Source organism: Fulvimarina uroteuthidis, from assembly GCF_034321785.1.
GTDB lineage: Bacteria > Pseudomonadota > Alphaproteobacteria > Rhizobiales > Rhizobiaceae > Fulvimarina > Fulvimarina uroteuthidis.
The window spans coordinates 1,069,882-1,080,144 of sequence record NZ_JAXLPB010000001.1 but is presented as its reverse complement, the minus strand read 5'-3'; the positions used below and the strand labels follow the sequence as shown (position 1 = coordinate 1,080,144).

Sequence of the window (10,263 nt, the reverse complement as noted above, 5' to 3'; positions counted from 1 at the left end):
ATGTTGCGCGTGCCGCCGGCGCCCGAGCCCATGGCCGAGACCGTGTCCTTCATGGCGGCGACGACCTTCTCGTTCTGGCCCATGCCCAGATAGTCGTTCGAGCACCAGACGGTGATTTCGCGGACCTCGCCCTCATGGCGCCAGATCGCGCGCGGAAACCGGCCGGAGATGCGCTCCAGATCGGCGAACACCCGGTAGCGCTTTTCGGCGTGCAGGGCTTCGATCGCGTCGGCGAAGTGCCGCCCGTAATCGACCTCCTCGGGCAGTTCGACCCGCCGATAGCCCATGGGGCAGGCGGTCGCCTGGCTTGCGGCACGTTCGTCGAGGAGCGCGGCTCCCTTGATCGGGTTGAACATTTACGCCGTCCTCCAGCCGAAATAGTGTCCAATGTTCTGCATAAGGATGCGCCCGTGAGCCAGCGGGCTCTCGCGGGTCAGCTTCTTGTGCATGTAGGATTCCCAGGTCATGCGCTGGACGTCCGCGTCCTTGCAGATCGCGACGAAGCGCTCGCGCAGCCAGTCCGACCGATACCAGACGCCCTGCAGCAGGCCGAGAATGGCGAAGACCGTGCCGTGATCGCCGAGGAATTCGCGGCGCGCGGCGCTCAGGCATTTCGGATTGCCTGTCTTCAGGAATTTCTCGCCCGCGTCCGCGACCATCCGGCCGCATTCGAGCGCGTAATAGATGCCCTCGCCGGAGGCCGGCGCGACGACGCCGGCGGCATCGCCAGTAAGAAGAACGTTGCGCCCGTCGTCCCAGCGCTTCAAGGGTTTCAGCGGAATCGGCGCGCCCTCGCGGCGGATCGTCCTCGCATCGGCGTAGCCGGACGCGTCCCGAAGGTCGCTGACGGCCTTGCGCAGACCGTAGCCCTTGCGCGCGGTGCCGGTGCCGATGCTGGTGGTCTCGCCGTGCGGAAAGACCCAGCCGTAGAAGTCGGGCGAGATCCTGCCTTGATAATAGACGTCGCAGCGATTGTCCGGATTGCGCTCGATGCCGTTCTCGCCGCCGGTGGATTCGACGATCTCGTGATAGGCGAACACGCAAGGGGTCGGCTTCTGCTTCGGTAGAGCCAGTCTTGCGACGAGCGATTTCGCGCCGTCCGCGCCGATGACGAGCCTGGCCGACAGGCGCAGGCGCTCGGTATCCTCGCCCTTGCGCCGCAGGACAACCGTGCGCATCGCGCCCGTCGCGTCCTCGAAACCTTCGAAGGTCGCCGCGATGCGCTCGGCACCCGACAGGGCGGCGCGTTCGCGCAGCCATTCGTCGAACTCCTCCCGGTCGACCATGCCGACATAGCCGTTGTCGATCGGCATATCGACGGTCTTGCCCGAGGGCGCGATCATGCGCGCCGAATGGATCCGCGCCTTGATCTGGGAATGGGGGATGGCGAAATCCTCGATCGCGCGTGGCGGGATCGCGCCGCCGCACGGCTTGATGCGGCCGCCGCGCTCGACGAGCGCCGTGCGATAGCCGGCCCGCGCGAGGGCCCGCGCCGCCGTCGAGCCCGAAGGCCCGCCGCCGACGACGATGGCGTCGTAGACGGTTCCGCCGGCCTTGCGGTCGGTGCCGTAGCGGGACGTGTCGAGATAGGCGAGTTTTCGAGGGCTCTCGGTCATGCCGTCGCTCCGGGCAGTGAGTAGGATGGGGGGCCGGCGGATCGAGGGGCCGCGGACCGGTCCGCGACGCAGACCCAAGCGAGGGCGCCGGAGATGAGGAAGCAGACCGCCTCGACGGCGAAGACCGAACCGTAGGCGGTGGCGGGCGAGCCGCCGCCGAACTGGACGAGATCGACGAGGGCCGTTCCGGCGAACCCGCCGAGCCCGAAGGCGATCGCCTGAGCGGCGCCCCACAGACCCATGCGGATGCCGTGGCGCGGGCAGGTGTCCTCGGTTCGGGCCGAAAGTCCCATCATCGAGCCGATCGCGGCGACGGCGAAGACGCCGTTGAAGAAGCCGAGACCGGTCACCACCGCCGAGAGCGGAAAGGCGCCGGGACTCTCGCCGGCAGGCTGAAGGGTCGATCCGTAGAGCAGCCCGAAGGCCGAGGCCGAACCGATGCAGCCAGCCACGCAGAGAATGCGCAGGAGACCGGGAAAGCGTCTGGCGAACAGCCAGCCGGCCAGTGCGACGGCGATCATGCCGGCGAAGGTTCCGCCGTGCTGGGCCCCGGACAATTGGGTCGTCTCGCCCGGCGACATGGCGAAGAGGCTCCCGGCGAACGGCTCCAGGATGAGATCCTGCGCATTGTAGGCGAACATCGAGATGAAGACGAAAAGGGTGAAGCGGCGCGTCTCGTCCTCGCGCCAGACGGAGGCTAGCGCTGCGCGAAACGCGGCCGACGATCGACGCGGCAAGCGCGGGGCAGCATCGCCGACGGCGCGGGACGGCTGTTCGATGCCCCGGATCGAGAGCGCGCTGACAAGGAAGGCGAGCCCGGCGACCACACCGGTCACGGCCAGCAGCCTCGCATCGGAGAAGGGGTCGAGAAAATGCCCGGCCGTGCCTGCGGTGACGGCGAAGCCGGCGATCATCAGCGTCCACATCAAGGTCGCGGCCTGGCCGCGGCGATGGGCGGCGGTGCCTTGCGCGACGAGGGCGAGGAGATTGGTGCCCGCCGCCCCGACGCCGGCGCCGATCAGAACGAAGGCGAGCGCCGAGGCGAGAAGGCCGGGGAGGGGATGGCTCGCGGCAAGCCCGGTCGCGGCGGCGGCGCCGATCGTCCCGACGGCAAGGACGGCGAGACCGCCGACGATCCAGCCGGTGCGGCCGCGCCCCGTATCGGCGCCATGACCGAAGCGGGGGCGCAGCATCTGGACCGCATAATGGAGCGCGACGAGCGCGCCGGGGACGGTCGCGGCGAACCCGTGTTCAATGACCATGACTCGGTTCAGCGTCGAGGTGGTGATCACCACCATCGCGCCGATCGCCGTCTGGACCAGGGCGAGGCGCATGAGCTGGGGCCAGGTGAAGCCGGCCGGGGCCGGATCGGGCTTGACGGCGAGGGCTGGCGTCATGGGAACACTCCGACCGCGACGGCCGAGACCATCATGCCGAGAACGAAAAGGCCGATGCCGGTGCCGTTGTAGCGGATCGCCTCCTTTTCGGGATCGGCGATCAGCCGGGGCATGCACAGGCCCTGGCCGATGAGGAGGAGGGCGATGATGCCGGCCGCGACCGGGTGGCCCCATGCGGTCATGACGCCGATGACGAGAAGCTGCGGCAGGGCCATCACGACGCAGGCGATCTGTGCGGCCCGCTTGACACCGTAGCGCACCGGCAGGGTGCGGATGCCGAACTGGACATCGCCCGCGATCGCCTTGAAGTCGTTGAGCGTCATGATGCCATGGGCGCCGATGCTGTAGAGCGCGGCCAGAACGAGGATCTCCGGCGCCGGAACCCCTTGCGCGATGACGGCGGCACCGGTGATCCAGGCCAGGCCCTCATAGGCGATCGCGACGCTGGCATTGCCGAGCCAGCCATCCTGCTTGAAGCGCACCGGAGGCGCGCTGTAGCCCCAGGACAGGAGACAGCCGACGAAGGCGGCGAGAAAGACCACCGGGCCGAGAAGGGCGGCGACGGCGAGCGAGGCGAGGGTCCACAGAACCGCGATCGCAAGCCCCGTGCGGCCGGGCAGGCGGCCGGAGGGAATGGGGCGATCCGGTTCGTTGACCGCGTCCACGTGGCGATCGAACCAGTCGTTGACCGCCTGGCTCGCGCCGCACAGCATCGGGCCGGCGAGCGCGAGGCCGAGGGCGACCTGTGCGACGAGATCGAACGTCGAGGCGTCCGCCGGGATCTGCGCGATCGCCGAGATCGCGCCGCAGGCGAACGCCCAGACCGGCGCAAACCAGGTTACGGGCTTGAGCACCGTGACGAAGGCGGAGAACTGGATGCGCGTTCGCTGCGCGTGGGGGGCGACCGTTCGGCTCATGCCCGCGATGCTAGGGCGAAGTCGCAGCTCGTGTCAACTAAACTTGACACATTCTAAAGTCGGAGGAGTACGACAGAGTTAGCTGGCTAGCGGAAAAGTCAGCGTGCGTCGCCCGCCTCGCCGATGATTCCGAAACGCCGCAGCTTGGTGTAGAGCGCTTGGCGGCTGATGCCGAGGAGCTCGGCTGCCGAGGCGCGGTTGTCGCCTGTCAACTCCAGCGCCGCTTCGATGCAGAGACGTTCGATGATGTCCGTCGTGTCGCGCACGATGTCGCGCAGCGGCATCTGTCCGACGAGGCCGATCATGTCGTTGGCGGGCCTTACCTCGGCACCGGCCTGAACCGGCGACATCGCCGGGCGTTCGCGCCGTCGGATCACGAAGCCGTAATAGCGGTCGCCGCCCGATTCGAACGATGTCCCGCCGATATCGACGGTGATCGGCATGCCGTGCGCCGGTGTCAATTGCGTGGACAGGCTGCGCACGATGCCCTGATTGTCGACCGCGTTCTTGAGGACGCGCAATTCGACGCCGCGATTGCCGATACTGCCCGAAAGGTCCCGCCCGACGATCTGGGTGAGTTCCGGGATCTGGACGAGATCGAGATAGCTCTGATTGGCCACGACGATCCGCATCTTGGAATCGAGCACGATCAGGGCTTCGGGCAACTGAAAGCCGAGCTTCGCCAAAAGATCGTCGGCTCGCCCGCCCTGTTGGCCGAACGCGGCGTCGCCCAAGGGCTGGATCTGGAGCGACAGGCGGGCATTGCCGAGATGGCGGAAGAAGCGGAGCGCGACCGCGACGCGCGTCCGGTCGTCGTCGCGCAGGCGCAGCACCCCGTTCTCGGTGCGGCCGGACGAATGGGCGATGGCGATCAGCCGGTCGAGCTCGGTAAGGGAATCGCGCGCGAACAGCTCTTCCGCGCTCGTTCCGACCACGTCCTTCGCGCCGCAACTGGCGCGCGCGACCGCGTTGGCCTCCGTCACGAGGCGGGTCGCCGGATCGATGACGAGGCGGGTCTCGGCGCCGGTCTCGAAGAGAATGCGGTATTGTGCCTCGATGCTGCGGACACGCTCGAACTCATGATCATAGGAAAGCTGCGCGGAGATCAGGCGCTGCTGGAGATCGGAGACGGAGCGCAGATCCCGGCCGAGCGCCACGCGGCTCCCGTCCTTGGTCAGCGTCAGCATGGTGTAGCTGACGGGAAGATCCCCGGCCCCGGGAATGGCATGGTTGATCTCGCGGCGAATGTCCGCGCGGTTCCCGCCATCGGACAGGAGCCGCTTGGCCTTCAGCTTGCATTCGCTCGTGACGATGTCGATGAAGGGCTTGCCGATCCACGCCTGATAGACTTCCGGCGGGCAGACATCATGGCGCATGGCGACGTCGACGACACGTCCGTCCGCGTCGATCAACAGGGCGAAATCCGCCGTCGCCGTGACGAGCGACGCGACCAGACCGGGATCCATGTCGGAAAACGAACGATCCGGATCGGTGAATGCCCGGCCGCCTTCGGCGTAATTTACTCCCATGGCATCATGATCCGGTCCAAAGTTCCAGCGGAAGGAAAGCTTTATTCCCCACGCTCAAAAAGCCTGACCACGTCGTCCAAGGCCCTGCGGCCATCGGTCACGACCAAGTCTGCATCAAGCTTACTTAATGACTTGTCGCCCGTCTGCAAAGCCCACCCGCCGACAAGGATGCGGATTGCGCGGTTGCAGCTTGCCTGCCGCAGCTTCGCGATCAACGTCTTGAGGATGGGAAGCGTCCTGTCGCTGTTGCAGCTGAGTCCGAGCGCCGAATAGGACCGTTCGCGAACCCGGTCGCACAGCTGGCCGGCATCCGCGTCAAGCACGATGTCTGTCGGAAATCCTTCCGCAATCAAGAGGTTGCCGAACACCGAGGCGCCGAAGCTGTGCTGTTCGCCCGGCGCGGGCGACATCAGGAATGTCGGCTTGTCTCGCGTCAGATCGTTGGGCAGGACGCGGCTCGTGAAGTTCGAGACGGCCTTCTGGAAACGCCCGACCTTGAGGGAAACTTCGGCGAAGCTCATGAGATCTTCCTCCCATGCGCGACCGAGTTCGTCGGCGACCGGAACGACAACGTCCTCGAGCAGCCTCCGCAGCGGCAGCCCCTGGGCGTGGATCTCGTGCAGGCAGGCCTCCTGCGCGTCCGACTGCCCGGCCAGAACCATGCGGTGGAGGTGCTCGATCGCCGCCTGCTTGAGGATCCCGGTCGTCAGGTCCGATTGTGGGAGATGGGCCGCGGCCTTGTCGTTCTCGACCATGCGGCGGGCGTAGAGACGGGGAATGACGGCATTCTTGATCGCGTCTTCGAGGTTCTTCGCGGTGGCGTTCGGGCCGGGGCGCTCGAAGGCCGGAAGGTCCCGCGCGATCTGCCCCTCGACGAAGCGCTCGCCCTGCCCGATGTCAAACTTGGTTGACGGGAATGGATTCTCTTCGGAGTCGTCTTCCAGACGACGAAGCCCCGGACCTGCGGTATTGTAGGCCATAGCGTCTCCTCCCCCCTTGGCAATTCGATCGGGTCGTGCGGCATGCCATGCTCGACTGGTCCGGTGCGTCTCGGTCAGTCTGGAGATGCGATGCGCGACGCGGCCTGAAAACTGTTTCCGACACTACGCTTTCAATGTCTTGCGCACGATTGCCAAACGGTGCGGGTGTCGGAATTGGCAGCACCCTCAATATGCGGGTGCATTTGCGCAATCCTCGCTCATTCCCTTTCCGCATGCAACTGCGCCAGCTGGTTTTCGCGCCCGCGCCCTCTGTCGCAGCCCGGCCTGCGGGCGTGCGACCCGCCGGCATGTGTAAAGTCTACTTGACAGTTTTCGGCCGAGATGTTCAGACTGATCGGCATGAAGAGCCAGGAAACCCACGCGCAGATCGCCGAAATCCAGCTGAACGGCCAGCGTTCGGGCCGGCCGCAGTCTGCAGGCCTTTACACGTCCGAAGAGCGGGCTCGGCGTGACGCCACGGGCTGGACTCTGGTCCAGGGCATCCTCGCCCCCGTCCAGTTCCTGGTCTTCCTCGTCTCACTCGCGCTGGTGTCGCGAGCCCTGTGGACCGGCGAGGGGCATCAGCTCGCCACGGCGTCCGTCGTCCTGAAGACCGTCGTTCTCTATGCCATCATGGTCACCGGCTCGATCTGGGAGAAGGTGGTGTTCGGCAAGTGGCTGTTCGCCCCGGCCTTCTTCTGGGAGGACGTCGTGTCGATGGGCGTGATCGCGCTTCACACGGCCTACCTCGTCATGGTGTTCGCCGGCTACGGCACCCAGGCCGAGCAATTGACCGTCGCGCTCGTCGCCTATGGAACTTACGCGATCAACGCCGCCCAGTTCGTCTACAAGCTCCGCATGGCCCGGTTGCAGGCCGAACGAAGCAGCCCTTCGATGCCGCTTCGGGGCGTCGCGGCATGAGCGGCTCGGTCTCGATCCTTCCCGAGCGCATGCGCACCGAGGCGGCCCTGCCCAAGGCCGGCTGCGCCGAGCCCGTCGTCCTGCGCGAACGCGGCCAGCACGAGGTCTTCTGCGGGCTGACCGGCATCGTCTGGATGCACCGCAAGATTCAGGACGCCTTCTTCCTCGTCGTCGGTTCGCGCACCTGCGCCCATCTGATGCAGTCGGCCGCCGGCGTCATGATCTTCGCCGAGCCGCGCTTTGCCACCGCCGTGATGGAAGAGCGCGATCTCGCCGGCATGGCCGACGCGAACGAGGAGCTCGACAAGGTCGTCTCGCGTCTCCTCGAGCGCCGCCCGGACATCAGGATGCTGTTCCTCGTCGGGTCCTGCCCGTCGGAGGTCATCAAGCTCGACCTGTCCAAGGCCGCGGCGCGCCTGTCCCGATCCTATGCCCCGAACGTGCGAATTCTCAGCTATTCGGGATCGGGCATCGAGACGACCTTCACGGAAGGCGAGGACCGGTGCCTTGCCGCGCTCGTCCCCGAGCTTCCCGAGGCGTTAAACGACGCGCCCGCGCTTCTCGTCGTCGGCGCGCTCGCCGATGTGGTCGAGGATCAGTTCGCAAGGCTCTTTGCCGCGATGGGCCTCGAGAATGTCGGGTTCCTTCCGCCCCGGCGCTCGAGCGCGCTGCCCGCGATCGGTCCGAACACGAAGATCCTGCTTGCCCAGCCTTTCCTGACGGAGACGGCGCGGGCGCTGGCCGAGCGCGGTGCGACGCATATTCCGGCGCCGTTCCCGCTTGGCGCCGAGGGCACGACCGCCTGGCTGCTGGCCGCCGCCAACGCCTTCGGCGTCGATCCGATGGCTTTCAGGGCTGCGACGGCCGCGCCCAAGGCCCGCGCCGAACGCGCGCTCGAGCCCTTCCGCGAAGCCCTGTCCGGCAAGACCATCTTCTTCATGCCCGATTCCCAGCTCGAAATTCCGCTGGCACGCATGCTCAGCCGCGAACTCGGCATGGTGCCGATCGAAATCGGCACGCCCTTCATCCACCGGGCGCACCTTATGCAGGAAATGCCGATGCTGCCCGAAGGCGTCGCGATTTCCGAAGGCCAGGACGTCGATCGCCAGCTCGACCGGGTGCGGGCCGCAAGGCCCGACCTGACGGTCTGCGGCCTCGGTCTCGCCAATCCGCTGGAGGCCGAGGGGCTGACCACGAAATGGTCGATCGAACTCCTGTTCACGCCGATCCAGGGCTACGACCAAGCGAGCGATCTCGCCAATCTCTTCGCGCGGCCCTTCGACCGCCGCACGCGGCTTCGGGTTTAGGGGAGGGCGGACATCATGCAGCTGACCGTCTGGACATATGAAGGCCCGCCCCATGTCGGCGCGATGCGCGTCGCGACCGCGATGCGGGACGTTCACTACGTGCTGCACGCGCCCCAGGGCGACACCTATGCCGACCTGCTCTTCACCATGATCGAGCGTCGCGACAAGCGGCCGCCGGTGACCTACACCACCTTCCAGGCCCGCGATCTGGGCAGCGACACCGCCGAACTGTTCAAATCGACGCTGATCGCGGCCTATGAGCGCTTCCAGCCGGCCGCCATGCTGGTCGGGGCATCCTGCACGGGCGAGCTGATCCAGGACGATCCGGCGGGGCTGGCGAAAGCCGCCAATCTCGCATGCCCGGTCATTCCGCTCGACCTGCCATCCTATCAGCGCAAGGAAAACTGGGGCGCCGGAGAGACCTTCTACCAGATCGTCCGCCATCTTTCCGGCGATCCGGTCGAGGCCGGCACAAGGATCCGCGCCGCGCGCCCCACCTGCAACATTCTCGGCCCCACGGCCCTCGGCTTTCGCCACCGGGACGACGTCACCGAGATCCGCAAGCTGCTCGGCGAGAACGGCATCGACGTCAATGTGGTCGCTCCGCTCGATGCGAGCGCTGCCGATATCGGCCTTCTCAAGAATGCCGATTTCAACGTGGTGCTTTATCCCGAGATCGCCGAGCCCGCCGCGCGGCTCCTCAAGAAGAACTTCGGTCAGGCCTACACGAATGTGGTTCCGATCGGCGTCAACGCGACCCGCGAATTCGTCGCCGAGGTCCGCAAGCTGGCGGATCTTCCAGGCGAGAGCGATCAGGGCGACACGCGCCTTCCCTGGTTCTCGCGCTCGGTGGATTCCAACTATCTCACGGGAAAACGCGTCTTCGTCTTCGGGGATGCGACCCACGCCGTCGCGGCGGCGCGTGTCGCCAGCCAGGAGTTCGGGTTCGAGGTCGTGGGCCTCGGCACCTACAGCCGCGAGCATGCCCGCAGCGTTCGCGAGGCGGCAGCCACCTACGGGCTCGAGGCGCTGATCACCGACGATTATCTCGATGTCGAGCAGGCGATCTCCGACGCCGAGCCGGAACTCGTTCTCGGCACGCAGATGGAGCGCCACATCTCCAAGCGCCTCGGCATCGGCTGCGCGGTGATTTCCGCGCCCGTGCACGTGCAGGACTATCCGGCCCGCTATTCGCCGCAAATGGGCTTCGAGGGCGCCAACGTCCTCTGGGACACCTGGGTCCATCCGCTGGTGATGGGGCTGGAGGAGCATCTTCTCGGCATGTTCCGCGAGGATTTCGAATTTTCCGACGAGGCGATGCCGTCCCATCTCGGCCACGGCAGCCGCCTTGCGGTAGCCGAGCCCGCGCCGCGGGTCGATCATGACCCGATCGCAATGCCCGACAAGGGCGAGCCGGCCACGGCGAAGACCGCCAACCTCTGGGACAAAGACGCAGAAGCGGAGCTGAAGAAGATCCCGTTCTTCGTGCGCGGAAAGGCGCGAAAGAATACCGAGCGGTTCGCCGAGGAGCAGGGCATCGCCGAGATCACCGTGGAGACATTGTACGATGCCAAGGCACACTATGCACGCTGATCT

8 protein-coding genes and 1 pseudogene are annotated in these 10,263 nt (G+C 66.6%); 3 read left to right on the top strand and 6 right to left on the bottom strand.

The features are described 5' to 3' along the window. The 6 genes and pseudogenes from U0C82_RS04975 to U0C82_RS04950 all read right to left on the bottom strand — a co-directional run. Positions 1-287, bottom strand: a pseudogene (locus U0C82_RS04975) (5-aminolevulinate synthase); the annotation flags it as partial. A 69-nt stretch (positions 288-356) separates the two neighbouring features. Then, positions 357-1,616: a geranylgeranyl diphosphate reductase gene (locus U0C82_RS04970; protein ID WP_322185944.1), complete on the bottom strand. Its 1,260-nt coding sequence runs from the start codon at positions 1,614-1,616 to the stop codon at positions 357-359. Next, positions 1,613-3,013 carry a BCD family MFS transporter gene (locus U0C82_RS04965; RefSeq protein WP_322185943.1) on the bottom strand — a complete coding sequence of 467 codons (1,401 nt, stop codon included), beginning with the start codon at positions 3,011-3,013 and terminating at the stop codon, positions 1,613-1,615. The genes U0C82_RS04970 and U0C82_RS04965 overlap by 4 nt, the downstream gene beginning before the upstream one ends. Further along, positions 3,010-3,930, bottom strand: a complete 921-nt coding sequence (chlG, locus tag U0C82_RS04960; RefSeq protein ID WP_322185942.1) for a chlorophyll synthase ChlG — start codon at positions 3,928-3,930, stop codon at positions 3,010-3,012. Before chlG ends, U0C82_RS04965 begins: the two co-directional genes overlap by 4 nt. A gap of 98 nt (positions 3,931-4,028) precedes the next feature. Continuing rightward, entirely contained in the window at positions 4,029-5,459 is a 1,431-nt protein-coding gene (gene ppsR / locus U0C82_RS04955) for a transcriptional regulator PpsR (protein WP_322185941.1), read from the bottom strand. Between the two features lie 41 nt (positions 5,460-5,500). After that, positions 5,501-6,439 (bottom strand): cobalamin B12-binding domain-containing protein, encoded by a 939-nt coding sequence (locus tag U0C82_RS04950; RefSeq protein ID WP_322185940.1) that lies wholly within the window; start codon positions 6,437-6,439, stop codon positions 5,501-5,503. A gap of 342 nt (positions 6,440-6,781) precedes the next feature. On the opposite strand from U0C82_RS04950, the gene bchF reads away from it, so the two are divergent. From bchF to bchB, 3 genes are read left to right on the top strand one after another with little or no spacing between them, the layout of a single operon-like run. Next, complete coding sequence (gene bchF / locus U0C82_RS04945) at positions 6,782-7,360, top strand: 2-vinyl bacteriochlorophyllide hydratase (RefSeq protein WP_322185939.1); 579 nt, start codon at positions 6,782-6,784, stop codon at positions 7,358-7,360. Positions 7,361-7,389: 29 nt separating this feature from the next. After that, complete coding sequence (locus U0C82_RS04940) at positions 7,390-8,667, top strand: ferredoxin:protochlorophyllide reductase (ATP-dependent) subunit N (RefSeq protein WP_322185982.1); 1,278 nt, start codon at positions 7,390-7,392, stop codon at positions 8,665-8,667. A gap of 15 nt (positions 8,668-8,682) precedes the next feature. Continuing rightward, positions 8,683-10,260 carry a ferredoxin:protochlorophyllide reductase (ATP-dependent) subunit B gene (bchB, locus tag U0C82_RS04935; RefSeq protein ID WP_322185938.1) on the top strand — a complete coding sequence of 526 codons (1,578 nt, stop codon included), beginning with the start codon at positions 8,683-8,685 and terminating at the stop codon, positions 10,258-10,260. Positions 10,261-10,263 lie beyond the last annotated feature (3 nt).

Coding starts and splice junctions, on each gene's coding strand:
- U0C82_RS04970 (WP_322185944.1), bottom strand. CDS start 1,616: ATGACCGAGAGCCCTCGAAAACTCGCCTATCTCGACACGTCCCGCTAC.
- U0C82_RS04965 (WP_322185943.1), bottom strand. CDS start 3,013: ATGACGCCAGCCCTCGCCGTCAAGCCCGATCCGGCCCCGGCCGGCTTC.
- chlG (WP_322185942.1), bottom strand. CDS start 3,930: ATGAGCCGAACGGTCGCCCCCCACGCGCAGCGAACGCGCATCCAGTTC.
- ppsR (WP_322185941.1), bottom strand. CDS start 5,459: ATGGGAGTAAATTACGCCGAAGGCGGCCGGGCATTCACCGATCCGGAT.
- U0C82_RS04950 (WP_322185940.1), bottom strand. CDS start 6,439: ATGGCCTACAATACCGCAGGTCCGGGGCTTCGTCGTCTGGAAGACGAC.
- bchF (WP_322185939.1), top strand. CDS start 6,782: ATGTTCAGACTGATCGGCATGAAGAGCCAGGAAACCCACGCGCAGATC.
- U0C82_RS04940 (WP_322185982.1), top strand. CDS start 7,390: ATGCGCACCGAGGCGGCCCTGCCCAAGGCCGGCTGCGCCGAGCCCGTC.
- bchB (WP_322185938.1), top strand. CDS start 8,683: ATGCAGCTGACCGTCTGGACATATGAAGGCCCGCCCCATGTCGGCGCG.